This window comes from Pseudoalteromonas sp. ABE4_541, assembly GCF_056312285.1.
Genome location: NZ_JBSVEM010000005.1, coordinates 146,265 through 172,968, shown reverse-complemented (window position 1 = coordinate 172,968; position 26,704 = coordinate 146,265). Strand labels below are relative to the sequence as shown.

Sequence of the window (26,704 nt, the reverse complement as noted above, 5' to 3'; positions counted from 1 at the left end):
TAGGCAAAAAAAACGGCGGCTCTAAATGAGCGCCGTTCTTTAGCTAGTTTATTACTTAGCTTTAGGGTCGTATAACCAAAGGGTATTGTTTTCTTGGAAACCATCTTCCCCGATAATGATGCGGCCATCGCGCATAACAATGACATTATCAGGTTGAGAAAGTTGGTTTACATCACAACGTGCTGCGCCATCTAAGCTAGAGCGATAAGTTGCACCCATTACTACTGGCTCAATGCGAGTAAGGTTATAGTTGTTGTCGATTGCTGCGCGATATACACCACCGCAATCTTTAACTCGGCTGGAGAGTTGTATATCACCTTCACCATCGATCATCGTATTGTCGAGATCAGCGATGCCGATGTACATGTACGCTTTATCAACGACTTCGCCAGCTATTACATCTTGGCCAGTAACCGCTTCAAGCACACGATCATGGTTGATACTAATACCTTCAAGTTTACGCCACTCTGCAGTTGCACCTTTTAGTCGTGCAGCTTGACGAGATTCAAGAAACGCAACGCGGTCGTCCATTGGCTCGCCTGCTGTTACAGGGCTACCACCTTCAGCAATAGTTGGGTAAGTCGCTTTACCATCAGCCCAAGCTTGCACATCAGCCATAGAGATGTAGCTTGTTTTCCCTTCTACATAATCAGCTGTTGTGATGTTGTCGTACTCGGCAATCCACGCTTCGATGTTTGCATTAGTACCACTGGCCAATTCAACCCACTCAATGTCGAAGCCGGTTACGGCAGGATCGTTTAAGCCTGCATCTTGAGTCAATTTGGCACCGTATAGAGTACCAGAGCTTAAATCTTCCGGTTGGTCCGCAATAAACTTAAATAACACACCACCCGTATCATCTTGAGATGAGTAAACAGTACGACGATCTGGCATAACGACTGAGTTTTCATGCTCATAACGACCAATCGTGAAGTGTTTGACAACATCTGGTGTGTCTGTGGTTGGGTTCTTTACCTCTGCAATATAACCATAGCGGTAAGGGTTAGGGAAATCTGGCGCAACTAACGCTTCAATGCCATCTGTACGCGTATCAGCTGGGTCATTCCAGCTAGGATCTGTAGTCGTATCGACCTTTGAGTTAACAATCCATTCTTCAGAAGTTAAAGGAGTGCCCCAAGGTGATACGGAACCAAAGCAGTTGGCAGCCGTTCCCTTTACGCCATCGAAGTTAACCATCATGGCTTCAGTGACAGACCACTTTCCTTTAGTATCTTTGCTCATTTTCAAGCGGCTCATACCACCAGGGTAAGATTCCCAGTTTGTAAATAAGAAACCTTCAGTGTCTGATGTTGAGATAAAACCGTTGAAATCAGGGTTATCGTTTTTGATGATTTCTTGCTTAGATACAATGCCGTAATGTACACCTAAACCACCCGTTAGGCCTTTAGCACCAAGGTCAGAAAATTGATCACCAGTTTGGCCTAATACTTGATATTGACCGATGGCAGAGATAACAGTTTGTCTTTCTAGTTCTGAGCTAGCATCGGGTACAGGTGAGCTTACGATATTGCTTGGTAGCTCGTTGAAGTTAATGCCCGTTAATACCCCAACAGTCCCTTTGTTGAATACTTTACCGTTATAGCTGTCAGCTTGGCTATTTTCGTCAGATGGGTGTTGTACATTGAAGAATAAGTCGCCTTGCTTAGTTAAGAAAAGGCCTGTTACCTCAGCACCTTGAGGTACTGTCGCAATGCGTACAAGACCATTTAGACTATTGCCGCCGCTCTTGCCATCTTTGCCGTCAGCACCATTTTGGCCATCTGCACCGTTCTGGCCATCGCTACCGTTTTGGCCATTGGTGCCATCCTGACCGTTAACACCATCAGTGCCATTTTGGCCCGCTTCGCCTTGTACACCTTGAGGACCTTGTTCACCTTTGGCACCATCGTCGCCATCGCACGCGGTAAGCGCTAGTGTGACGGCACACGCTACCAAAGAATAAGCTAAACGCTTCATACTGTTACTCCACTATACATTGCTAATTATTGTTGGGGAGGCAACAGCATGTCTTTGTTGTATTACAAGGTACTGACAGTAATGTTAAAATTTTCATACAGTTATAAGTCGGTAATGCAAATGTCAAAATTGCTCTGTCATTAAACTGTAAAGGGGGTTTACATCAAAATTTTCTTATATAACACTATGTTGAACATAGATAATTTGCTCTACTGAAAACCCATATTGTTGCGCTGTTTGCTTGAAATCTTTCAGTACCTGTGGGCTGACTGTAGGTGTTCTTGATAATAGCCATAAATACTCTTTGTTGTAGCTAGTAACATAAGCATACTGATAGTTGGTTTGATCGAGCTTGAAAATGACATAGGCTCCATAAAATGGCCCAAAGAAAGAGACTTTTAGATGCCCTACGTCCGGCTTACCCACAAACTTAGCTGTGCCATTGGCTTGTTGCCATTCCTTATCAAGTGTGTGGAAGCCTTTGTTAGTTACGCTTACTGTGCCATCTGGGTTGATTTCATAGGTTGCGGTGACATCGCTCATGTCCCGTTCAAAACTATGATCTAGCCGGGCGATTTCATACCACTTACCTTGATATTGGTTTAAGTTGAAGTTTTTTACTGGCGTTATGCCATCGGGTAACCCTGTGCAAGCATTTACAAGCACAAAACACAGTATAATGAGCAGAGAGTTCTTCATGTGTAGTCCAAAAGTTTAAAGTAAATAATTAGTAGGTTACGATGTCATGACAGGGTAAGATCACTTCTTTACTAAGTAACTAAGGATATAAAAAGCATGATGAAAATTTGGGTTGATGCAGATGCTTGCCCCGCCGTAATGAAAGAGATTATTTTTAGAGCTGCTGAGCGTACTCAGATCATGGCAACGTTAGTTGCAAACCATGCGATGAGAGTACCAGCAACGAAATATGTCAATTTATTACAAGTGAGTAAAGGCTTTGATATCGCCGATAACGAGATAGTAAAACGAGTGCAAGCCGGTGATCTTGTGATCACTGCTGATATCCCTCTGGCGGCTGAAGTCATTGAACTAGGCGCTTTGGCAATTAATCCAAGGGGTGAGGAGTATACACAGCACAATATTAAATCAATTTTAAATATGCGTGATTTCATGGATACCATGCGCAGTAGCGGTGTAGAAATGAGCGGTGGTCCTGCGAAGCTTTCTAGTGCTGATAAACAAGCGTTCGGCAACGCGTTAGACCGAATTCTACGTCAGGCCAAACCGTGAAAATACTAACTCAAGGCTTTGGCAAATCCACAGGTTTACTGGCTATTTATATTGAACACAAGCCTCCTATGATGGAATACAAAAATTTAGATTGTATTCAACCTTTTAGACGAGGTGAAATTGAGGCGGTTAATCAGGCTTGTGGTAATGGATGGCGTAAAATATTTAATGTTTACGCAAAAATATTAGCACAACTCAAGTATCCAGATCACAATTTTACTAACCATACTTCATGGCAATCATATCGGGATAATTGCTTGTTGCAGGCACACTGCCAAGAAGCTTTATTGTTTAATCCCCCTGATTTACGTGATTCGAAGTATCAGTATCATGTAATTGCAGGTCGAACCTATGCCAAGCAGTTGTTAAAAGATCATATTTTTACTAACTCATTGGTATGGCTAGATGAAGAATTTGCTGTTGATAAAACACATCGGCTCGTGGTGTCGCCATTTTTAGATTATCGCCAATTAAGTAACATTAAAATCAATAAATTATGCGACATACTTAGAGAATTAGACTAAAATTTACACTAACTTTTTTTGCATGTTTTGGGATGTTCAGCAAGGAATGAAAATACTCGTAGTAGACGATATGCCTTTGATGCGACATGTGATGATCAATATGCTTAGAAGGTTAGAATATGATGACATTATGGAAGCCACTGATGGCCAGCAGGCATTAGAGTTGTTGAAGCGCCATCGATTTGACTTACTGATCACCGACCTCAATATGCCAAAAATGAATGGCAAGCAATTGATTGAAAGAGTAAGACAAGAACAAGATCAACCACAGTTGAGTATTTTAGTGGTGAGTTGTGATGATCAAAAAGCGACCGTGTTAACGCTCATCTCTGCCAAAATTGACGGTATGATGGTAAAACCATTCAATTTACATACATTACAAAAGCAATTGCACTATATTGCTACTCGGCACGACAAACAAACCCAGTAAACCCCAGTGCTTTAAAATAGTAGTGGGGTGTGTCAAAAGCGGTTTGCGCTAGCAATTCAGCAAGGCGCATTCTGTCGAGCGGAAAAAACTCATGATGTAAATTGAATCGCATTCGCTGCTCGCCAACTTCCGTCAGACCTAATGCCCTGCATGCAGCCAGTTGGGCTTCTCGTTCGAAGCTGGTCTCTTCAGCCATTAAATCAGCAACAAACAGTGGTGCCTTGATGGGTAATTGCTTACGAATACTTTTTAAAAGCGCTTGTTTATCGCCGTTATCTTGCAAAAAATGCATAACGAGCAAGCACAAAGCTGCGTCAATATGCTCAGTGAGACTTTCAAGCGGACCACAATGGACAGTGACCCTTTGGCTTAGCCCTAAGTTAGTAAAATTTTGATCTGCGATCGCTAACATATCTTCTGAGATGTCTTGCGCGATGAAACGCCAGTTCGAGTTCATCTGAGCAAGGGCAAGAATGTCTTTGCCAGTACCTGCACCGACAACCAAGATAGTCGCTTCATCAGGTAAAATAACTTTTAACTGTGCGGCCGTCAGTTCGTGTAAAAGCTCATAGCCAGGAACAAGTCGGGTAATACGTTGCTCATAGTGCTGCGCTTCGTCGGCTTGAAATGTTGGCATTGCCCTATCCTTTGATTTGAATACTAGAGTAACCGCCCGGCTGTTTTTTAACATGAATTTGCGTAGCGACACGTTCAGTCATTTCACTGACGTGTGAAATAACCCCTACTTTTCGGCCTTGGGCTTGTAGTGAGTCTAGTGCATCCAACGCAACACTCAAGGTTTCTGGGTCTAAGGTACCGAATCCTTCGTCAATAAATAGTGAATTAATCCTCACTTGGTTAGCTGATAGAGAAGCGAGGCCTAAAGCGAGTGCCAACGAAACTAAAAATGATTCACCGCCGGACAAAGTGTTCACAGAGCGTTGCTCGTCTGCCATATCTTTATCAATGATGGCGATATTGAGCGAATGACCGATAACTGTGAGGCGGTAACGTTTTGATAAACTAGCAAGATGTTGGTTTGCATATTGTAATAGTATTTTTAGAGTTTGCGTTTGTGCGATATTACGTAATTTTTTACCTGTTGCATCGCCAAGCAGCTTATCAAGTAGATGCCAATGTTCGTATCGTGTTTGTAGCTCAGAAAGTTTCACTTGCTGCTCAGCACGCTGAGCGACATTCTGTTGGTGTTGCTTGAACGTGGTATTGTATTCAAGCCATTGAGATTGTGTATTTGCTAAGGACTGCTCAGCTAAATTCAGTTGTTCTTGCACCGTTTGTTGTGATTCATTAGTACGTGCTTGCGTTTGGTGTTGTTCTATCTCGTCATGTAAATGGTTTAGTTTTGCGAGCGCCTGGGCATAGGCTTCTTGCTGCTGTTGGTAGACTTTGAGACATTGCTCAAACTCACTTATAGGCAAAGCGAGTAATTGCCTCACTTTGCTTTCATTAAGCTCAGGATATGTTTTTTGCTGCGTATTTAGCCATTGTGCAAAACGCTCTTCGGTGGTTACTTGGTCTTTTTGATTATCGCTTAATTGCTGCTGTATATGCGTCAGTTTAAGCGTTTGTTCCTTTATGTCTTGCTCTAATTGAGCAACGGCATTTTGTGCCGTTGCAACATGCGATTGCGCCTTGTCTCGTTGCGTTTGTAATTGCATTAGCCAATCGTCTGCGCTTTTGGCAAGTGTCAGCAAACTTTCACGAGTCGTGCTGAGTGTAGTGAGAGAATGCTGATAATCACTTAACTTTTTCTGTAGCTCTTCTACAGTGGCATTTAGTTTTTCGTGGGCTTGTTCGCTAAAACTGAGTTCAGATGCAAGTTGCTTCTCATTTTGCAGCAAATCAGATAATGATTTTTGCCAGCTTAAAAACTCGTTTACACGCGTGGATAGCAGCTCAAAAGCTAGATTAGGTTGGGCTGTGTAACTTTGCCACCAATCATGTTCTTGATAATACTGCTGCGCTTTAGTTTGCTGTGTAGCATAAGCATCAGTTAACTCTTGAGCCTGCAAGGTCAGCGATTGTAATTGTGCATCGACGGCGTGCTGCTCTTGTTGCATGCTTGTTTGTTGAGCTTGGATATTTGCGATACCCTGTTGCTCGTCATTAAGGGCTTGCCAATATTGTTGCTGTTGTCTGCTAAGCGCACTGTATTGTGTCAGATTATGTTCTATTTCGAGTAACTGTGCTTGCCCTTGCTCAAGATCTAACTGTTGTGCGAAGCCAAGTTCATGGAGCTGGTGTGTATGTGATACGCACTGCTCTTTTATCTGTGCCTGGCGTTGTAATGATGTTTGCAATTGGGCATGTACTTGCTCGTGGGCGACCAGTTGTTCGTTGTAGCGTTGTTGTGACTGCTGCTGCGCTTGCTCGGCTTTATTTTTTTGTTCTGTGAAATCGTTTATGAGATTTTGCCAGTGGCTATCGATATGCTCAACACCGTATGGATGCTCTTTTGCACCACAAACCATGCACTCTTGCCCTGCTTTTAATTGCGCTCTCAATTCGCTGACTTTATTGCTGGCTCGTAGCTGAACTTGCGTTAAATTATCTTGTGTAAGTACGACACGTTGCTTGTGTAATTCAGTTTGTTGCTCAGTGTCTCTGAGTTGCTGTTTTAGTGCATTTTGTTCATGGCGTAGTTTATCAATGCTGGTTTTGAGCTGTAATTGTTCATGCTCACATTGTGCGATTTGTTGACTTAGTTGCAGTGCAGATTTTAATGCATAGTGCCGTTTTTGCAGTGTTTCATAGTCTAATGGTTCGAGCTGTTGTTGCACAGTATGTAGCTGTTGTTCAAGCTGTTTGTGAGCCGCTTGAGCGCTAATCAGTTGCTCGTTTAAAGGTGATAATTGCTCGGATAATTGCGCATGTGTTTTTTTCAGTTGCTGTTTTTCTTGTCTGTATGCTTCTAGTCGCGTGCTTTGCTCACTCATATTAGCAAACAAATTTTCTAAGTTGGGCCAGTGTTGCGCAGCTTGTGCAAATGAATATGCGTTAGATATTTTTGTGTTCAGCTGTGCTTGTTGTGCTTTATTGTCTGCCAAGGCATTTTGTTGCTGTGATAGTTGTGTTGCAAGTTCTACAGCCTGCTGTTTTGTATGTGTTACTCGTTCACCGGCTTGTTTGACTTGCTCTGTCGCTAAGGTGCGTTCGTTATCGAGTACACGTACTTGCTTGATGATAGGCCCTGTGTTTTCTAATTGGCTTGTTGCTTCTTGAAATGCCTGTTCTGCTTGGCCTAACTCGTGTGCTTTTGCTTGTAATTGTGACTCAAAACTTTGTGCTGCAAGTCGTTCATACTGCACTTTTAGCTCATCATATTGGCTAAGTAACCTTGTATGATGCGCTCTGTTATCCGCAACTTGTGCCGTCAACATCCCCAATTGTGCTTCTTTTACTTGTGGCGCTTGCTCGTTTAACTGCAACTCTAAGGTGGTGAGCTGTTGCTGATAGTCAGCGAGTTTATTTTGTTGCTGCTGTCCTTGTTGTAGCCATTGAATGTCTTGCTGGTAGCTTGTCACTTGCTGCTTTAGTTGTTCAATTTGCTCAGTTTTAAGGGTTATTTGAGCTTGTAACTCATTGAGCGCCTCGTCACTAAGCACATTAAAGTGCGCCATGGATGCTTGCAGTTGTTCTAGTTCTGCTTTTTTTTGTTTGTGTCTTTCAAAAATTGCTTGGCCTAGTTTACTAAACTTATCTGTGCCAGTTAGGCATTCCAACAGTTGAGCTCTTTCATCGCTACTGGCTTTTAGAAATGCCGCAAATTCATGTTGGGCGAGTAGTACTGCGCGCGTAAACTGTTCGAAATTAAGACCAACTAACTGTTCAACTTTTTTAATCGTTGTACTACTTGATTGGGTTATTAGTTGCTCACCTTTAACACAAAAAAGTTGATGGTCCGCTTTTTTTAGCTTGCCATTGGCTTTTTTATAGGCGCGTTCAATGGTCCAGCGTGCGAGGTATTGCTCGCCATCTTGACCAACAAAGGTTACTTCAGCTCGTCCTTGAGCACAGCCTCTGCGCAGTAAATTTCGTGGGTCGTTCAATTTTATATCGTCGCCATTAAAAGCAACGGTATTTTTTAAATCGTTTTTTAGTCTTGCGGTTTTGCCATAAAGTGCCAAGCAAATAGCATCTAACAAGGTGCTTTTTCCAGAACCGGTGTCTCCCGTAATGGCAAATAAGCCACTTTGTTCTAGTGGTGCTTGCTCAAAATCAATGTTCACTTGCGTCAGGGAAGCGAGATTTTTGATGGCTAAGTTTAGTAATTTCATGAGCTGATGTCTTCGTCCATTGAGCTAATTACATCGTTGAGACATTGTTGTATTTCTTCGGGTACTTCTGCTTGGGCGTCAACTTGTTGTTGATAGGCAAGAGACAGCAAAGTAAGTGGGTCAAGTTGCTCTACATGACCTATATCAGAAAAACCGACCTCAGATTGACTATTTTGCTCATTTACACGTTCAATGCCGCAAAACAAAACTGGTTTTGATGCAAGGGCTTCATCAATTATGGTGCGAAACTGGCTATTCGTTTCACTGCTAATTAGGCGCAAGCGCAGGTAGCTAGGTGGTGCATCAGGATCAAGTGTGAGGTTGTTAATTTGCTCACAAAGTGTTTCTAAATCGGCACTGCCTTGCTCTGGTAGAACGATTAATTGTTGATAACGCGGAACGTAAAGGGGCTTTACAGAGGATACAGTCTTACCGCAAAATTCAATAACCAATACTTGATGCTTGTAGTTTCTTTCTGAAAATGACATTGGAAGAGGCGTGCCGCTATAGCGGATATGTTCACTCTTGGCAATGCTTTGAGCCTTGTGCAGATGACCCAGTGCAACGTAATTGGCTTGTTCGGGAAAAATACTGGCATTAACCGCTTCAAAACCCCCTATTGTGATATTTCGTTCTGAGTCGCTCGATATATCTCCACCTTTGGCATGTAAATGGCCCATCAAAATAGTAGGTATGTCGGAGTTTTCTTTAGGTAGCTGAGCCAGCGCCATTTCGTAGGCTTGTTGTACCGCATCTTGGTAATGACCTTCGCTGGAGATTGTCATATCAGCGACGCGTAAAAATGGCATGGCGATGATATGCGCAGGGCCGTTTTGCGTATTGATGAGTTTAACGACCTCTTCGGGAGCATGTTTATTAAATTTGCCCACAACATGGGTATCAAAAAGATGCAACAGTGGTTTTGCGGCTTCAATTCTGTTCGCTGAATCGTGATTACCGGCAATGATAACGATATGTAAGTTTGGGCACTGTTGCTTAGCTTGTTTTACAAAGGTATATAGCTGCTTTTCTGCACTCGCAGGCGGGGTGGCGGTATGATATATATCACCACTGACGAGCAAAATATCAATTCTTTCTGCCAACAATACATCTGTTAGCCATTGTAGAAATACTTGCTGTTCTTGTGCGCGGTTGTGTTCGTAAAACTGTTGCCCTAAATGCCAGTCTGACGTGTGCAATATCTTCATTCAGCGTTTCCTTGACGGTTGAAACGCTAATATAACATTGTCACCGCAAGATGTTTAACGGCTTATTTGCATCCACGCAAAAATAATTATTGGTAAAACAAGTAATAACAAAAGGGCCGGCATTTTGAGTTGCTTCACTTGCTTCGTTTGAAGCGTTTTGAGTGCCGACTTTTCATTACATGCCGCTACTTTATCGATGTAAAAGTAGCCATCATCTAAATACTCTTTGCAATTCTGCTCATCAGCAGGGATCGCAACGAGCTTTTCTTGTTTTTTCAGGATGTAAAAATCCATACTGCTCACCACATTTCTATTGCTAAACGGGTTTATTTATACCAGCAAAACTAGGGCCAACTTTATGAGGCACTTTTGCACGAAATAAAAAAGTGCGGGATTTTAAAGATAATTTCGATCAAATTTCAATAACTTTTTTTGCTTTTTTTATTTATTTACATAATAGAGACAATAACCCTGAAGAATACCAACTTGGCATGACATTTTATTGTCAATTACAGCATGGCTTTTCTTTATAAGGAACAGGTGGGAATACGGTAGAGATCTAACTGAAGCTTTGTACGTATAAATCTTCCTAGTGCACAAAAAGGGGCCTATTTGCAAGATGCAACATTAGTTTTGCAAGTCATAGTGAACTGGCCTATTGTATTACTTACATTGGCCTATTTTGGCAAGGATAATGATGTTACAGCTTAAAGCACAAGAGTGCTCACAAAGAGAGATAATGCTTCAACAGCAAATCAAAGGGCTCATTTTCGATCTAGATGGGACCCTAGTAAGCTCTGAATTAGATTTTCAGCTGATAAAAGCCCAAGTAGGTTGTCCTCATGATTGCGACTTACTCAGCTACATTGAGCAACTTCCTTCCCCTTACATGCGCCAAGAAGCAATGCACATTGTGCATCAGCATGAAATGCTGGATGCGCAGAGCGCTCAACCTATGCCTGGAGTGGTGCGTTGCTTGCAACAATTGCAGAAAATGAATATTCCGATGGCGATTGTTACCCGCAACTTTACCCGTGCAGCCGAAATGAAACTTCTTCAGTGTAAGCTTCCCATTGAAATGATGCTCACTCGCGACGATGCGCCTGCAAAGCCTGACCCAAGCGCTCTACTCCATATTGCCAAGCTCTGGCATTTTAAATCTGAACATTGTATGTATGTGGGCGATTACTTATACGACATTCAAGCCGCTCATAATGCCAGCATGCGTGCATGTCTATATGCGCCTGGTGATATTCCTCACTATGCCAGTCAAGCACATTATATTTTGCGCAATTTTGATGAGCTCCCAGAGCTGATTAAAGCATTTAATTAGCTTTGGGTTGTGCAAAGCCTATCAAACGCTAGCCCAATGGCGTGAGTCTTGTTAAAATCTCGTCAATTTAATCTATAAAACGAGAATTTAAGATGGGCAGAGCATTTGAAGTCCGCAAGAACGCCATGGCAAAAACGGCAGCGGCAAAAACCAAAGTTAACTCAAAATATGGTAAAGAAATCTACGTTGTAGCTAAAAATGGCGGCCCTGACCCTGAAACGAACCTATCTTTACGCCGCCTAATCGACAAAGCCAAAAAAGACCAAGTACCTGCGCACGTTATTGATAAAGCGGTAGAAAAAGCAGCAGGTGGTGCAGGTGAAGATTACTCAGCAGCACGTTATGAAGGTTATGGTCCTGGTAACTGCATGGTGATTGTTGACTGTTTAACTGATAACCCTAATCGTACAATTAAAGATGTACGCTTACCATTTACTAAAACAGACTCGAAAATTGGTAGCCCAGGCTGCGTAGCGCACATGTTCGACCATTTTGCGATTCTTGGTTTTGAAGGCGACGACGATGAGGCTGTGCTAGAAGCTTTGATGATGGCCGATGTAGACGTTACAGACGTTGAAGTAGAAGACGGTAAAGTATCAGTATTCGCACCGCACACTGAGTATTTCAAAGCGAAAACAGCTCTGACAGAAGCGTTTGAAGGTATTAACTTCGAAGTAGATGAAATTACGTTTGTGCCTCAAACACATATTGAGATCACCAATGAAGATGACATTGCTAACTTTGAAAAATTCATGGGTATGTTAGAAGATTGCGATGATGTGCAAAACATCTACCACAATGCAATTGTGAAAAACTAATTCACGCTATGTGTGAACAAGGGCCGAGCTTAATGCTCGGCTTTTTGTTTGTTGCAATACGCTAAGTGGAGTAGGAAGGGGGTAGGAAAGCTGATGAGTAAAGTGGTGAGCATTGAGAACACCGAACATTATCAATGGGGTGGAGTATGTGATGGTTGGCATCTCGCCGCGACAGAGGATTTGAGTGTGATCCAAGAGCGCGTGCCGCCGGGTGCTGAGGAAGTAAAACACTTTCATCATTTTGCAGAGCAATTTTTCTATATTCTGGAAGGGCAAGCACAGCTAGAGGTAGACGGTCAGATACACCACCTAGCAGCGGGACAGGGGATACATGTCAGTGCTAGCAAGCCACACCAGTTAAAAAATGTCTCTGAGCAAATACTGACAATGTTAGTAATTTCAACGCCACCAAGCCACGGAGACCGTACTATTTTAGAGTGAACATTTAGGGCGGACTTTTTGAAGCATGATTTTGTTTAAAGCAAAGATCAACACACTTTCGTTAGTAAAATACTGATCTCTTTGATTTGCGTAATACTGGCTTCATTGTCGCCGTGAACGCATAAAGTGTCAGCTTTCAATTCAAGCTGCTTACCCGTATTCGTGGTGACAGTTCCATGCTCAACTAGCTGCTTCACTTGCGCCATCAATGCGGTTTTATTATGCACGGCGTTCACTTCGCTACGCGGTGTTAGTAAGCCCTCATCAGTGTAAAGTCGGTCAGCGAATGCTTCAAATAATAAAGGAACACCATATTTATCAGCTAACTGCTGATGCTTCTTTTGCTTAGCGGTAGCTAAAATCATCAGTTTGAGTGGTTTAGCATATTCTGAAATGGCCTGAATAACAGTCTCTAATATCGCTTCGTCAGCCATCATATCGTTGTATAACGCGCCATGAGGCTTAACGTAACTTACTGATAAACATTGGCATTGTGCCATACCGTCCATAGCAGCAATTTGGTAATGCAGTGTATTAATGAGTGTTTGTGGTGCCAGCTTCATTGAACGACGCCCGAAACCTTGTAGATCTGGGTAACTCGGGTGAGCTCCAATGGTGACGCCATGCTGTTTGGCAAGCTGTAGGGTTTTAGCCATTACATCGGGATCGCCAGCATGAAAACCACAGGCAATATTTGCGTGATCAATCACGGCCATGGCTTGCTCATCCAGTCCCATGCTCCAAGCGCCAAAACTTTCCCCTAAATCACAATTTAACAACATTATTTGGCTTCCTATTCAATCGTCACGGGTAATGTGCCTTGCGCGCTGGCGTGGCCTAAAATGACCTTAGCCAGTGCGGTAAAAGCTGGCCCAGCAACCAGCGTGTCGTTATCTACGTCAATATTATAAGCATAGCTTGCTAAAACAGCGTCGCTCAGCGGCGCAAATTGGGTTATTTCATACGGTGCACGCAAACTAACAAACAGCGTCGGTTTACCTTGTTCCTTGGCGTACTTAAGCAATGCTTTAAGTGCCTGTGGTTGCTCTTGGCGTGAGAGTGAAAATTCTTTTAACTGAAGAACATCTTCCATACCGCCAATTTCCACCGCACTTTGTTGCGGGCTGGCATGTGCTCCAAGCACCCAGTCTGCTTGCTTTATTGCCTCATTCGCTATTTTGGGATCAAAGCCCTGCAGGCTACTACAGGTGATCTGTAAAGGGGCTTTACTATACTTCTCAAGCGCTTGGCGCATGGCTTCGCATTTGCGTTGATCGGGCATAACAATATGCACTTTGTTGAGTTTGCTAGTATCTACCGGCAACAAATTCGAATTTTTCACTTGGGTGATGGCTGCAAGGGCCAGTGCTGCTTCTAGTTGTCTATGGCTCGGATTGCCCAATGTGGCGCGGGCAATGTTGGCAGATGCTTTAAATTGTGGGTCAATAAAACGCTGCTTTAATTTAATAATTCGTTGTGCTGACTGATTGACTTCTTGCGCACTAAGCTCGCCACTTTCTACTGATTTTGCAAGTGACTGCAACAGTGCTTCAAGACGGGTAATATCCTTCGGAGTGCGAATAGCAATGGGCATGAGGGCAACATCAACGCCCGCTTTAAAGGTTTCGATTACCGCTGATATAGGATCAAAAAAATCACTGATTCCTGCCATGTCGAGTGCGTCCGTGATCACCACACCTTGATAATTGAGTTTATTTCTAAGCAGCTCATGCATAATAGTGCGCGACATGGTTGCTGGTTTGAGCATTGTTTTGCCGTGCTTGTTTTCAATGGTGCTGTTATCTAAGGCTGGGTATTGAATATGGGCAGTCATGATCATGCCTGGTGCGCCAGATTGAATGATTGACTGAAATGGCGCTAAATCATTTTGCCAAATGGTTTGCTCGTTGTGCTCAACGCGAGGCAACCCCGTGTGGCTGTCAACATGGGTATCACCATGGCCTGGGAAATGTTTAAGCGCAGAGATCACGTTTTGTGCCTCAAATGCTTTAACTTGAGCACTGCCGAGCGTGGCGACCACCTTTGGATCTTCCGAGAAAGCACGTACGTTGATCACTGGATTGTCGGCATTCATGTTCACATCAACGGTGGGCGCAAAGTTCACGTTAACTCCTAAGCTATTGAGCTCCTTGCCTATGGCATCGGCAACAGCACTGGCATAACGACTGCCATGGGTTGGGTAGCTTGCACCAATACTCATGTTGCCAGTAAAGGCTGTGGCTTGCTCTCGGTTGATACGCGCTACTCGTCCGCCTTCTTGGTCAATGGCAATAAACAAAGGTTGAGGATGTTGAGCGTTGCGCGCCGCATCTTGCAATTGGTTATTTAAGCTTACAATTTGCTCCACATCCTGAGTATTTTCAGAAAATAAAATCACGCCACCAATGTGATACTTGCTGATCACCTTACTCAGTTCTTTTGGCAGTTTGGTCATCGGTGTTCGACATGTATCGCTGCTTCCTTGTTGGCAAAAATAGCGAAAGTCGAGCATGAGCTTTTGTCCCAACTGCACGTCAAGAGGGAGGTTTGTGCTAGCGAGTGATGCGTTACTTAGAGTCATGGTGAAAATAATACCCAGTGGTTTTAAGTGCTTATAAAGCGTCATAAAGCAAATACAAAGTGATTGTTATTATGATGGCTAATTTAGCATTAACCTCAGGTGATTGATAATTTCTGCGATTGTTTTTATTGTCTAACGGGCAAAGTTAATTGTGCGCAACACCCCTCGCTATCGGCTCGATTCTGTAAAGTCAGTCGCCCAGAATGCGCTTCGGCAATCTGTTGGCACAATACCAAGCCAATGCCCGAGCCATGTTTTTTGGTGCTATAGAAGGGCACAAATAAATTGTCACTATTGCCCACACCTGCACCGTTATCACAAATACTCACTCTTAGCTGAGTTTGCTCTATGTGCCAATCGAGGGTGATCTCACATTCGCGTTCGGCGGACTGAGCTGACTCGTAGGCATTTTTAAACAGGTTAATCATAAGCTGCTCAATTTGCACAGGATCAATATCCAGTGTGATGTCGGTTTTGGGTATTATGGTAAATTGGCAATGTTCAAATGGCCGTTGACATTCACTGAGTAACTTTTTAAGTGCACAAGGTTGTAATTTAGGTCCAGGCAATCGCGCCAATTGGTTATAACCCTCGATAAACTGGCCGAGGTTATTGGCGCGTTCATGAATAAAAGTAAGGTTATCGACTAAGTTAGCTTGAATAGCCAGATCCGTTTGTTTAGCCACGAGCTTGGCTAAGGTCTGCGAAATAGACGCAATAGGTGATAACGAGTTATTGATCTCATGACTCATGACTCTGACTAAGCGTTGCCACGCTAAACGCTCTTCACTGCGCAACAATGCATGTACATCATTTAAAAAGATTAACGTATAAGATTGCCCATCGCTCATATATTGCTGGGTGTGTAAGTTGAAACGGCGAGTTACGCCTTGCACAGGTAATTCAATTAGCTGGCTTTGGCCTTCAGGCAAACTTTCAATCAGTGCTAACGTACTCGGTAATGGCTTCGCAATTTGCGATTCATTTAGCGAAAACAACTTGCTGGCGGCACGGTTAAATAATTTAATATGTTGCTCACTATCCACAGCCAAAATAGCGATGTCGATATTTTCAAGGATGGTCTGTACAAGTTGCTGACTCTCAACCGATTGCCAGCGTTGCTGACTGAGACGCACACCTAAGCGATTAATGGCATTAAATAAAGGAGCCAACTCTTGCTCGTGCTCAGTGGCCCGAGCACGTAAGGTGTAGTCACCACTGGCCAGCGCTTCGATTAAATTTGTTTGCGTGCGTAATTGATAAACGACTTTTTGTTTTATCCTTGCAGCCCCCCAACAGATCACCAAACTACCAACTAAGAGCACAAGTGCGATAAGCCAATATGAAATAGCAGCAAACAACATGCTTGCCAGCAGCAAAAAGAATAAGGGGAGGGTGGTGGCAAGATATATCAGCACTAATTGTGATTCGTAAGCGCGTTGCTTTTGCATTGGCTTTTCAAATGGCGTCATTTTTGTGTTTTACCCAGTCGGCGATAAAAGGTGCTACGGCTAAGGCCAAGTGATTGAGCTGCCGCAACGGCATCGCCATCAAAATGTGCCAAACGTTGGGCTAGGGTATCGTGCTCAATTTCCTCTAGTGTGCGCAAATCTGTTTGTTGGTTATGCATGATAACACCCTGTTCAGCTTGAGGGTTTAGTCCCAAATGTTCGGCATCAATTGTTGCTGTGGTTGACAAAATATGCACGCGCTCCATTAAATGGCCAAGCTCTCTGACGTTACCTGGCCAAGCATATGCCTTGAGTGCTTGCTGTGCTGATTGGCTAAGTGTAGTGCCAATGCCTTGATATTTGTCTACTGCACGGCGCAAAAAGTATGTCGCGAGGGGGATGATATCTTGTATTCGCTCACGCAGTGGTGGAATGTGCACTTGCACAGTATTAAGCCGATACAGTAAGTCTTTACGAAATAGGCCTTCTTGTACGGCCTGTGTTAAATCAGCATTGGTTGCACTGACAATACGCACATTGACTGATTGAGTTTTACTTGAGCCGACCTTTTCAAATTGTCGCTCTTCGAGCACTCGCAGCAATTTTGCTTGCTGGGAGTAGGGAGTGTTGGCTATTTCATCTAAGAATAGTGTGCCCTCGTCGGCCAGCTCGAAACGACCAATGCGCTGCGATTTGGCATCGGTAAATGCCCCTTTTACATGACCAAACATTTCGCTTTCAAACAGAGACTCACTGACAGCACCCATATTAACACTGACTAACGATTCTTCACGACGAGGCGATAAGTCGTGTAAATATTTAGCAAATAGACTTTTGCCTGTACCATTTTCACCCGTGATCAGTATATTGACGTCGCTGTTAGCCACTTGTGCCAAGGTTGCGAGCACTTGTTTAATTTGTACTGACTGTGCCACAAAACTGCTGTTTTGAGAGAGCTGACTTTGCAACAATTGATTTTGAGTAGCGAGTTTTTGTGTGCGTTTATTGGCTTTTGCCAACTTTAATTGTGTTTGAATACTGTGCAGCAGTCGCTCGTTATCCCATGGCTTTTGTACAAAATCGCTGGCACCTAGCTGCATGGCTTGAACCGCTATTTCAATACTGCCCCAACCTGTCATCGCAATAATGGGTAAATGCTCGTCGTCCTCACGGAGTGTTTTGATAAGGGATAAACCTTCTTCGCCAGAAGTTGTATCTTGCGTAAAATTGAGATCACTTAGCACCAAGCTAACGGCTTGTTGTTTTATCGTCTCCATAGCCTGAGTAGGGCTTGCAACGCAGAGGCTTGGTATGCCTTCTTCGAGCAATAATAAGCTGAGGGCACGAGTGATGCCTTCATCGTCATCAATGATCAAAATTGGATCGGTCATAGGGTATTAAAATCACATCTAGTTAGAGCAAGTGTATGACAAAGCATCGTAAATAAAAACAATGCCTTGTCATACAGGTTGGGAGAACTTATTGGCTATGTAGCGCGTGCGCAGGTTCTTGCGCAATGGCTTGTTTGGTTGGAATATAGACGGCCAACAGCACCACAGCACTGAGCAACACGGTGAGTACCACACCCGCCAGAGCAATATCAGAGAAATTGACGCCCAGAGGTACAGACATCATGTAACCCAATGCTAAGGCGATAACTAGCCCGGGAATGGCCCCAATTAATAGCTGCTTTGTACCCGAGAGCAAAAACTCTTTGCAGATACGCTGCTCGGTCGCTCCGAGGGCACGCTTAACGCCGATCTCTTGGGTGCGCTGGGTGATGGTATTGGCCATCACGCCATAAATGCCACTGGCCGCTAAAACAAACGAAGCGATACCAAATAACAGCAGCACGGATCCGACAAAACGCAGTGGTGCTACGCGTTGTACCAATCGCGCATCGTAATTATTGATGTTAAACATCGGCAGTTCTGGGTCTACTTTATATAGCGCTGCTTGTAAAGCCGCCGTAGAGGTTGAGTCATTGCCATTCATTCTTGCTGCGACATAAAAGGCGCTGCGAGGTGATTGTGCAAAGGTGCTAAAAATAGACGGAATACGTTCTCTATCACGGTTGGGCATGGTTTGTATTGTATGCTTGATGACCCCCACAATCGTCAACCAAAGTCCTTTGCTGCCGTCGTCATTGATTAGTTGTACGCGGCGACCCAATGGCTTGTCGCTGTTAACGAATTGCTCAACAAAGCTATCGGTGACAATCACATTTAGGCCATCACTTTTGTTATCTGCGTTATTGAATAAGCGACCCTTTACTAACTCAACCTTTAAGTTTTGCAACGTGTCGGGTGTGAGGGCGATATGGTTGGCCCGTGGGTAACTCGACAAATTTTGTCTGGCATATTCATGACCTTCGATGGCGAGTGCTCGGCGCTTATCCGCAAACCCCGGCAACGCGGAGGAAATCATGACGTCACGAATGACGCTTTGTTCATGAAGTTGCGCATTAAGCGCAGTAACGAATTGACGTTGCTGTTCACCTGTTTTGTATTTATTTTCTGGCAAAACGATTTGCCCCGTAATGGTATTGCTGGTGGCTACGCCATAGTTGGCGTAGGTGGCTTTAAAGCTTGATGTGATCATCACCGCTGCGACCACCAAAATAGTAATAGATAGAAAAACCTCACCGACCACCAATGCTTTATTTAAACGCCCTGCATTTTTTCCCAGTGCGCCGCGTGTACCATCGCGCAATACCGCATTAAAGTCGCCATGAATGTTTTTCCATGCTGGCAGTAAGCCTGTGACCAACACGGTCATCACTAAAAAGCTAAAAAAGATTTTTAAAGTGTAAGTGTCAATTCCAAACTGCCACCAAAACGGCGGTCTATCTGTAAAAAACTGATTAGTCACTGTTTGTGTGATCTCAAGACCCCAACCCACCATGAGTAAGCCAATGAGTGCCCCTAAGCCGCAAATTATGATGCTTTCCCACAACAATTGGCTGAGTAAGCGGCCCGTTGGCGCACCTAGGGCGACGCGGATCGCCGTTTCTTGGCTGCGTTCAACAGCTCTGGAAAGGAGTAAGTTGCCAACATTGACCGACGCTAACACCAAGATCAAAATGGCTGCTGTGTGCATTACGTACACTACGGCCATACCGCCATCCGCGGTTGACATGTGCAAGGTGAGCGCATAGGCACCCATGCCAGAGTTGGTTTTTGGGTAACGTTCAGCTAGGCGTTGCATGATCAGCGTCAATTGCTGGTCAATCTCTTCGATGCTGGTGCCTTCCTTGCGAAGGGCTAAGCCCTCTACCTGAGCATTTTGCGCGCGACTGACTTGTTGCACATTGTCTTGCAGTGGTCGCCATAATTGTGCACGACGTGGAAAGTAATAACCCTCTGGCATCACGCCGATGATTTGATGCATTTGCCCATCAATTTTGATGTTTTGTGAAATGACGTCAGGATTACCAGCAAACTGGTTTTGCCATAAATCGTAGCCGATCACGACCACGGGCTCGGCGCCTACTTTGTCTTCTTCGGGTGTAAAAGTTCGTCCTAGCAGCGGTGCGGTGCGCGAAAGTGAAAATAAATTTGCACGGGCATCGGCGGTGATATAGCGGCGAGCGCCATCGCGGCCAGAAATACTCACCACGTTGTTACGGTATGCGCTAAATTCGTCGGCGAGGTTTAAGTCGTTTTTTATCTGTGCCCAATCGTGAATGTTTAATTGACCAAAATTACGGTTGCTGTTTTCAGAGCGGGTGACTTCGATGAGCCGTTCACCGTCTTCAAAGGGTAAGGGCTTAAAGAGCATGGTGTTCATAAACGAAAACAAATACACACTTAAGCCAATACCCGCAGCCATAACTAGGGTGGTCAACGCTGTGAAGCCGGGTTTTTTGGCCAGCAAGCGAATGGCGTACTTTATGTCGTCTTGAATATTCATACCGCCTCCGATTGCGTAATACTGCTAGTTGGTCGTACTTTGTGATCGGCGACAATGCGTCCATCGAGCACTTTGATTTTGCGCTGAGCGCGCTGCGCTGAACGTGGGTCGTGGGTTACCATACAAATGGTGGCCCCTTCATGATGTAGCTGATCGAGCAACGCCAGCACATCATTGGCGTTTTTGGAGTCAAGGTTACCAGTGGGTTCGTCAGCCAGAATCAAACTCGGGCTGCCGGCAATGGCACGGGCAATGGCCACACGTTGTTGTTGACCACCTGACAGCTGTGACGGGTAGTGGTTTGCACGGTGTGCCATATTCACTTTCTGCAGTGCCTCGGCCGCCATTTGTTTTATTTGTGACTTATTTAAATCGCCGCGATAGGTGAGTGGTAGCTCAACGTTTTCAATGACATCTAGGTCGCTTATCAAATTAAATGATTGGAATATAAACCCTATTTCTTTATTTCTGATCTGCGCACGCTGTGCCTTGCTGATATTACTGACCTCATGCCCCGCCAATTGATAGCTGCCTGATGTTGCGGTATCCAGCAGTCCAAGTAACGAAAGCAAGGTGGATTTACCTGAGCCAGAAGGCCCTGAGATGGCAATATACTCTTGCTCAAATACTTCTAATGACACCTCATTGAGTGCATGGGTTTCTAAATCGTCGGAATAAAATACTTTGCTTACTTTGTTGAGTTTCAGTACACAGTTAGTCATAGTGGTTCCTAGTTAATTCTAAATTTAGTGTAGCTTTCAAAGCGGCTTGGATCGGAGGTAATCACCTGATCGCCTTCTTTGAGCCCTTGGATGATTTGAATATGACTGACAGAGCCCATGCCTGTTTGCACCGCTGTGCGCTCAGCCATTAAACCATCTGCTGTCAATTTGTAAATGCTTGATTGAGTTTGACTTTGTGAAAAAAGTGGACGAGATACATACAGTGTATTTTGTAGCTCTGTGACCGTAATTTCTCCATCTATGCTGAGCGCTGGGCGTGCATCGCTGGGGAGTGGCTCAACAAATGCCACATCCACTTGCACATTGCCTTGCACCACTTCAGGGTCGATGCGGATCACTTCTCCTTGAATTTGATTGTTTTGCGTATCAACCAATACCTTTTGGCCTACGGCGATTTGTTGAATTTGAATTTCAGGTACTTGCAGTTCACCGATTAATTCATGCTGATCAGCAAGCTTGGCGATATTACTGCCCATACTCACATGCTGACCAATTTCAATCGGCAGTGCCAAGATAATGCTATCCATGGAAGCGCGTACTGCCAGTTCATTCACTTGAGTTTGAATACGAGATACGCGGTTTTGTAATTGGTTAAGGCGTGCAAAGCGCGCCTGCTGTGCAGCCGCTGCGCTTTTTTTAGACTCGTTTAATTGCAGCTGTGCAGAGAGCAAAGTTTGCTGTGCTTGTTCAAGGGCAATTTTGGCCCGTTGAAAATCTAGTTTTGACACGGCGCCAGTTTCAATGAGTTCTAGGTGAGCTTGATATTCGTGTTGTGCGCCTGTGACATTCATTTTCGCGTTGAGGGCATCTGATTGCTGTTTTGCAATGGCGGCCTGCTCACTTAATTGTGTGGCTTTGTGTTGCGCTTCTAAGGCGGATAACTCCCAAGTTGCTTCTGCTAATTCTTGCTCAAGCAGAGGGTTGGTCAGGCGTGCGATAAGGTCGCCTTTTTTAACTTGTTGGCCAGGTTTATAAAGCAGAGACTCAACTTTGGCATCACCGCTTGCTGAGAGCCACTGAACCTTTTTTGGTACCAATATGCCGTTACCGCGTACTGCGATGGTAAAGTTGCCGCGTTTTACTTCGCTGATAATTAAAGAATGTGCATCTAGGGTGAGTTCTGCACGACTAAATTGCCAAGCTTTGTAACCCGCTGCTAGCGCAACGACTAGGCACACAAGTACCATTAAATATTTGTGGGTATGCTTGGTTTGCTTGTTGGTCACTGCAATGTCCATTCATGCTCCTAAACAATAAAAATATTAAAGTTAAGCAGTGAATTGCAGACAGCATGCCAAAATTTAAGCTGTTGAATTTATAGGGTATCTTTCCTTTCTGAGAATGGTTAATCCCATATTTGGGATCGTATTTGAGACCAGTCTCATTTTTGGGATGAATAATGAGATTGTGATGCGCGCCGCTGTGGTGAGCAATCAATAAGGACTAAAGCGACAGCTCAACCCTAACTTAGGGTTGAGCCTGTAGAATGCTAGGCGGCGCTGAATGCTTTGATTTTACGAGTGAGTATTTGGTCAATGCTCATGGTACCTGCGCCATGTGCCACCAAAATCAAAAAGCCACCCGCCATTGCGATATTTTTGAAGAACATAATAAATTGCATTTGGTCATTCAAGTCAGCGTGAAACAGTAAGGCACTCACCACACTAAATCCTGCAAACGCTAATGCAGTAATACGTGTAAAGGCACCAGTTAAAATCATGAGTCCGCCTAAAACTTCAAAAACAATCACCAAGGGCAGTAATTCAGACGGCAAACCAGCAGAGGCCATATATTGGGCATTGCCCTCATAAAATTGAATTTTGTTGAGGCCTGCCAGTATAAATATGGCTGACAGACCGACACGAGCAAGCAAAGCTGCCAGATTATTAAAAAGCGCATTTTGTTCAAAAGGGTTAAGCAAGTTCATAATAAGTTCCTCATACAGTGATTAAGTGCCCAGCATGTGCTGAGTGATGAGTTAATCTTATATTCTTTTTTCAGGATTAAAATTAGTAATATGCGATCTAATTATTCTTTAAAATAGAATGAATGGGTTTTCGCAATTTCAATCAAGACGTTGCACTGAGCTATCGGGCACAATGACCTCATTAAATGTTTAAAGCAAAATGGCTTATGCAAAATAAAACCAGAATAGAAGCCCGAATGGCGCGGGTATGCGACTTTATCGATCACAACTTAAATAAACCGCTTGATCTTGCCTTACTCAGTGATGTGGCGGCTTTGTCTCGCTTTCATTTTCATCGTGTATTTTTAGCGTATACGGGCGTTAGCGTCACTAAATATGTGCAACTAGCGCGTTTAAAGTACGCCTCATTTCGCTTAGCATTTGAACACGACATGAAAGTGATTGATATTGCCTTAGAAGCACAATTTGACAGTGCGGAAGCATTTTCTCGCGCCTTTAAACGCACCTTTTCACAAACGCCCACACAATTTAGGCAATCACCCGATTGGCAAAACTGGCATGCGGTACTGGATTTTGTTAAACCTACGCAGACAGAGATGTTGCAGACGGTAGAAATCGTCACTTTTGAACAAACACCGATCGCCTATTTGGAGCATCAAGGCGACCAGAAAAACGTTTATCAAAGTGCTGGCAAATTTGTGCAATGGCGAAAAACAAGCGGTTTGTCGAGCGTTAAACACAGTCGCACATTTGGTATGCCCAACGGCGATCCAAACGGCATGCCCGATGATGACTTTAGATTTAAAATATGTGGCTCATTGAGTGACAAGCATGTTCAAGTTGTTGCAAATGAATTTGGCGTAGAGCAGGGCATAATTCCTACCATGCGCTGTGCCAAAGTCACGCATTTGGGCTCTCACGATGCACTCGACAACACGATTTACGCGTTGTATGAAAAATGGCTTCCGCAAAGCGGCGAACAACCAGCCGACCATCCTATTTTTTTTGAATACTTAAACCTGATCCATGAAGTGGATGAATGTGATTTACGCACCGATGTGTATTTGCCGTTGGTTTGAGTTCACAATCTGTAGCCGAGCAACTATAACTTAAGGAATGTGCATTTTTTTTCTTGATTTAATATGAATTGTTCACGATGTAGGAGTGCGGCTTTGGGAGGGCTGCTGTATTTATGCGGCAGCTTTTTTGCTCATGCCCAACCTGTACGCATCATTGTTAATGATTGGGCGAGCCAGTTGGTGGTTTCTCAGATTTATGCGGGGTTACTCAAGCGTGTAGGCATACAGTCACAGTTCATTTCTTTGCCAACGGTAGGGCAGTGGTATTATTTGAAATATAACCATGCTGATGTGCAGGTTGAAGTATGGCAAGGCACCATGGAAGATAAACTAGAGCAATTGCTGCTTTCGGGTGATATTCAGCAGGCGGGTACATATCCTATTTCTACTCGAGAAGAGTGGTGGTATCCAGATTATGTCGCAAAATTATGCCCCAAGCTCCCCGATTGGCGAGCCTTAAACGACTGTGCACATTTGTTTAGCGAAGGTGATGACCCAAGAGGTGTGTATTATAACGGGCCATGGGAAAAGAACGATTCAGCGAGAATTAGGGCATTAAACCTTAATTATAGAGTCGAAAATCTACCAGACGACTTTGCACTGGTACGTGTCATAAAAGATGCATACAAAAACAAAAAGCCCATTTTAATATTTAACTGGACTCCAAACTGGGTTGAAGCACGTTATTCTGGTTATTTTGTAGAGTTTCCACCTTATTCAACTGAATGTGGAACACAGCCACAATGGGGAATTAATAAGGACTTTTTACATGATTGCGGAAATCCTCGTGATGGTTGGATAAAAAAAATAGCCTCAAGTACATTAGTTCGCTCACAACCCTGCGCATTTGCAATCTTACAAAGCATGACTTTTAATGCCAGCGATCTCGCACAGTTTGCTTTGCAAGTGAATATAAACGCCAAAACCAATGAAAAAACCAGCGAAATGTGGCTTGAGCAACATCAGTCACGTTGGCAAAAGTGGTTGAAACACCCAAGCTGTTTGATCGTGTCTGATAGCCAGAAGTGATTGTAAAGGGGGGTTACACATTCATTTCTATAACGAAAATATATTTATCGCCGATGTCTGATTTTTTATCAAAATACAGGCTAACTTTTGTCCGAACACTTTCTTGCCTTCACCCTATTTTTACCTTATTTTTGAAGTGGGATTAAAAGCTCTTTAAAAACAAGCAACTATAAAAGCCGTTTAAAATAAGGTTATTTTGCAAAAAATACGCTAAGTTATGTATTGCAAAGCAAAAGAGTTACTTTTGTTATTGTTCACCGCCACACAGGCGGCTCAGAAAGATAATACGCATTCATGGCCGCGCGATATTGCTGTTCACCGCCACACAGGCGGCTCAGAAATCTTGCAGATGAGTCGAAATCGTTTTGCGCATGTTCACCGCCACACAGGCGGCTCAGAAAATACAAAAAGGGCATGGAGGATCCCTTTTCTCCGTTCACCGCCACACAGGCGGCTCAGAAAAAAACAAATCCCGTAAACTAATATCAAAAATGTTCACCGCCACACAGGCGGCTCAGAAAGCCCATAAATTACGCCTTCGAAACTGCCCGCTGTTCACCGCCACACAGGCGGCTCAGAAAGTTACCCGTAGCATCAAATGCAGCACCACGCAGTTCACCGCCACACAGGCGGCTCAGAAAATACAAAGACCAACTGCAAAGTCGCCGTGACGGTTCACCGCCACACAGGCGGCTCAGAAAGAGCGGTGGGGCCATACCTATCAATGGCTGTTGTTCACCGCCACACAGGCGGCTCAGAAAGTTTACAGACAGTACGTTATCAGTTGGCGTTTGTTCACCGCCACACAGGCGGCTCAGAAACTCAGCTATATTTTGAGGCCGTAGAGCATGTGGTTCACCGCCACACAGGCGGCTCAGAAACGATTGAGTTTACCGCGCTTGGTTCAGCCAATGTTCACCGCCACACAGGCGGCTCAGAAAATCGGTGAGGGCTGGACGATTAATACAAACACGTTCACCGCCACACAGGCGGCTCAGAAAGTTCCCCAGGAGCTTGAATTGATCTTGTTGGGGTTCACCGCCACACAGGCGGCTCAGAAAAAGAATAAGGCGGCGAGTATTTACAAAAGCGCGTTCACCGCCACACAGGCGGCTCAGAAATGCAATACGTTTTGACGGTGTGCGTCATCGCTGTTCACCGCCACACAGGCGGCTCAGAAAAGCCGAAGGGATGTCTGTAACGGCAACATTATGTTCACCGCCACACAGGCGGCTCAGAAAGCCAGAATCACCGCCGCCAGAATCACCACCGCGTTCACCGCCACACAGGCGGCTCAGAAATTGTGCATAACAACACCACCATCAACGTGTTGTGTTCACCGCCACACAGGCGGCTCAGAAATGCTCTACACCGCTATCAGTATCAACTAGCTCGTTCACCGCCACACAGGCGGCTCAGAAAACTAATTTGACCCAAGGTAATAAGTCCGTCATGTTCACCGCCACACAGGCGGCTCAGAAAATAGATTGGTAGGTATACCAAGGCGCTGCAACGTTCACCGCCACACAGGCGGCTCAGAAAACTATATGCATGTGTGGCCACACCCTCCCTGAGTTCACCGCCACACAGGCGGCTCAGAAATTATAATATGCATAACAACTAAGCTGGCTGAAGTTCACCGCCACACAGGCGGCTCAGAAAAAGTGGTGGTTGCGCAAGTTAGACCGATTGCGTGTTCACC

22 protein-coding genes and 1 CRISPR repeat array (1 of these 23 running past the window's edge) are annotated in these 26,704 nt (G+C 44.3%); of the genes, 8 read left to right on the top strand and 14 right to left on the bottom strand.

The genetic code is table 11. The annotated features are described in order from the left end of the window. Positions 1-51: 51 nt before the first annotated feature. Entirely contained in the window at positions 52-1,977 is a 1,926-nt protein-coding gene (locus ACW689_RS07040) for an alkaline phosphatase PhoX (RefSeq protein ID WP_476289729.1), read from the bottom strand. 174 nt (positions 1,978-2,151) lie between these two features. After that, positions 2,152-2,676, bottom strand: a complete 525-nt coding sequence (locus ACW689_RS07035; RefSeq protein WP_476289727.1) for a lipocalin family protein — start codon at positions 2,674-2,676, stop codon at positions 2,152-2,154. Between the two features lie 99 nt (positions 2,677-2,775). Here ACW689_RS07035 and ACW689_RS07030 point away from each other — a divergent pair, with 99 nt between their 5' ends. The 3 genes from ACW689_RS07030 to ACW689_RS07020 are packed head-to-tail and all read left to right on the top strand — an operon-like array spanning position 2,776 to position 4,182. After that, positions 2,776-3,228, top strand: a complete 453-nt coding sequence (locus ACW689_RS07030; protein WP_476289878.1) for a YaiI/YqxD family protein — start codon at positions 2,776-2,778, stop codon at positions 3,226-3,228. Continuing rightward, positions 3,225-3,752 carry a DUF6942 family protein gene (locus ACW689_RS07025; protein ID WP_476289725.1) on the top strand — a complete coding sequence of 176 codons (528 nt, stop codon included), beginning with the start codon at positions 3,225-3,227 and terminating at the stop codon, positions 3,750-3,752. The genes ACW689_RS07030 and ACW689_RS07025 overlap by 4 nt, the downstream gene beginning before the upstream one ends. A 46-nt stretch (positions 3,753-3,798) precedes the next feature. Beyond that, complete coding sequence (locus ACW689_RS07020) at positions 3,799-4,182, top strand: response regulator (protein WP_476289723.1); 384 nt, start codon at positions 3,799-3,801, stop codon at positions 4,180-4,182. Here ACW689_RS07020 and ACW689_RS07015 read toward each other — a convergent pair. From ACW689_RS07015 to ACW689_RS07000, 4 genes are read right to left on the bottom strand one after another with little or no spacing between them, the layout of a single operon-like run. Further along, the gene (locus ACW689_RS07015; RefSeq protein ID WP_476289721.1) at positions 4,154-4,819 is read right to left on the bottom strand and encodes a class I SAM-dependent methyltransferase; all 666 of its coding nucleotides are present in this window, start codon (positions 4,817-4,819) and stop codon (positions 4,154-4,156) included. The genes ACW689_RS07020 and ACW689_RS07015 overlap by 29 nt on opposite strands. Before the next feature lie 4 nt (positions 4,820-4,823). Further along, entirely contained in the window at positions 4,824-8,480 is a 3,657-nt protein-coding gene (locus tag ACW689_RS07010; RefSeq protein ID WP_476289719.1) for an AAA family ATPase, read from the bottom strand. Then, entirely contained in the window at positions 8,477-9,688 is a 1,212-nt protein-coding gene (locus tag ACW689_RS07005) for an exonuclease SbcCD subunit D C-terminal domain-containing protein (RefSeq protein ID WP_476289717.1), read from the bottom strand. The genes ACW689_RS07010 and ACW689_RS07005 overlap by 4 nt, the downstream gene beginning before the upstream one ends. Before the next feature lie 54 nt (positions 9,689-9,742). Beyond that, positions 9,743-9,982, bottom strand: coding sequence for a hypothetical protein (locus ACW689_RS07000; RefSeq protein ID WP_476289715.1), 240 nt, complete (start codon positions 9,980-9,982; stop codon positions 9,743-9,745). Between the two features lie 400 nt (positions 9,983-10,382). Here ACW689_RS07000 and ACW689_RS06995 point away from each other — a divergent pair, with 400 nt between their 5' ends. The 3 genes from ACW689_RS06995 (at position 10,383) to ACW689_RS06985 (ending at position 12,280) form a co-directional block, all read left to right on the top strand. After that, positions 10,383-11,021, top strand: coding sequence for an HAD family hydrolase (locus ACW689_RS06995; protein ID WP_476289713.1), 639 nt, complete (start codon positions 10,383-10,385; stop codon positions 11,019-11,021). A gap of 92 nt (positions 11,022-11,113) precedes the next feature. Next, positions 11,114-11,839 carry a YebC/PmpR family DNA-binding transcriptional regulator gene (locus ACW689_RS06990; protein ID WP_476289711.1) on the top strand — a complete coding sequence of 242 codons (726 nt, stop codon included), beginning with the start codon at positions 11,114-11,116 and terminating at the stop codon, positions 11,837-11,839. A gap of 93 nt (positions 11,840-11,932) precedes the next feature. After that, on the top strand, positions 11,933-12,280 hold the full coding sequence (locus ACW689_RS06985) for a cupin domain-containing protein (RefSeq protein WP_476289709.1): 348 nt from the start codon (positions 11,933-11,935) through the stop codon (positions 12,278-12,280). Positions 12,281-12,327: 47 nt separating this feature from the next. Here ACW689_RS06985 and ACW689_RS06980 read toward each other — a convergent pair whose 3' ends face one another. From ACW689_RS06980 to ACW689_RS06945, 8 genes are all read right to left on the bottom strand, one after another. Continuing rightward, complete coding sequence (locus ACW689_RS06980; RefSeq protein ID WP_476289707.1) at positions 12,328-13,062, bottom strand: 5-oxoprolinase subunit PxpA; 735 nt, start codon at positions 13,060-13,062, stop codon at positions 12,328-12,330. Positions 13,063-13,073: 11 nt separating this feature from the next. Then, the gene (locus ACW689_RS06975; protein WP_476289705.1) at positions 13,074-14,906 is read right to left on the bottom strand and encodes a glycoside hydrolase family 3 protein; all 1,833 of its coding nucleotides are present in this window, start codon (positions 14,904-14,906) and stop codon (positions 13,074-13,076) included. Positions 14,907-14,986: 80 nt separating this feature from the next. Further along, a complete protein-coding gene (locus ACW689_RS06970; protein WP_476289703.1) occupies positions 14,987-16,333 on the bottom strand; it encodes a sensor histidine kinase in 1,347 nt (448 codons plus the stop codon). Beyond that, positions 16,330-17,703 (bottom strand): sigma-54-dependent transcriptional regulator, encoded by a 1,374-nt coding sequence (locus ACW689_RS06965; protein WP_476289701.1) that lies wholly within the window; start codon positions 17,701-17,703, stop codon positions 16,330-16,332. The genes ACW689_RS06970 and ACW689_RS06965 overlap by 4 nt, the downstream gene beginning before the upstream one ends. Positions 17,704-17,791: 88 nt before the next feature. Beyond that, positions 17,792-20,224: an ABC transporter permease gene (locus ACW689_RS06960; protein ID WP_476289699.1), complete on the bottom strand. Its 2,433-nt coding sequence runs from the start codon at positions 20,222-20,224 to the stop codon at positions 17,792-17,794. Next, positions 20,221-20,946, bottom strand: a complete 726-nt coding sequence (locus ACW689_RS06955) for an ABC transporter ATP-binding protein (RefSeq protein ID WP_476289697.1) — start codon at positions 20,944-20,946, stop codon at positions 20,221-20,223. Before ACW689_RS06955 ends, ACW689_RS06960 begins: the two co-directional genes overlap by 4 nt. Positions 20,947-20,954: 8 nt before the next feature. Continuing rightward, the gene (locus ACW689_RS06950) at positions 20,955-22,205 is read right to left on the bottom strand and encodes an efflux RND transporter periplasmic adaptor subunit (protein WP_476289695.1); all 1,251 of its coding nucleotides are present in this window, start codon (positions 22,203-22,205) and stop codon (positions 20,955-20,957) included. Between the two features lie 251 nt (positions 22,206-22,456). Next, positions 22,457-22,894 carry a DoxX family protein gene (locus ACW689_RS06945; RefSeq protein WP_476289693.1) on the bottom strand — a complete coding sequence of 146 codons (438 nt, stop codon included), beginning with the start codon at positions 22,892-22,894 and terminating at the stop codon, positions 22,457-22,459. A gap of 206 nt (positions 22,895-23,100) precedes the next feature. Here ACW689_RS06945 and ACW689_RS06940 point away from each other — a divergent pair, with 206 nt between their 5' ends. Next, on the top strand, positions 23,101-23,973 hold the full coding sequence (locus tag ACW689_RS06940; RefSeq protein ID WP_476289691.1) for an AraC family transcriptional regulator: 873 nt from the start codon (positions 23,101-23,103) through the stop codon (positions 23,971-23,973). A gap of 93 nt (positions 23,974-24,066) precedes the next feature. Continuing rightward, the gene (locus tag ACW689_RS06935) at positions 24,067-25,002 is read left to right on the top strand and encodes an ABC transporter substrate-binding protein (RefSeq protein WP_476289689.1); all 936 of its coding nucleotides are present in this window, start codon (positions 24,067-24,069) and stop codon (positions 25,000-25,002) included. 252 nt (positions 25,003-25,254) lie between these two features. Then, positions 25,255-26,704: direct repeats of the CRISPR family, unit length 28 nt; unit sequence GTTCACCGCCACACAGGCGGCTCAGAAA (it continues 562 nt past the right edge of the window).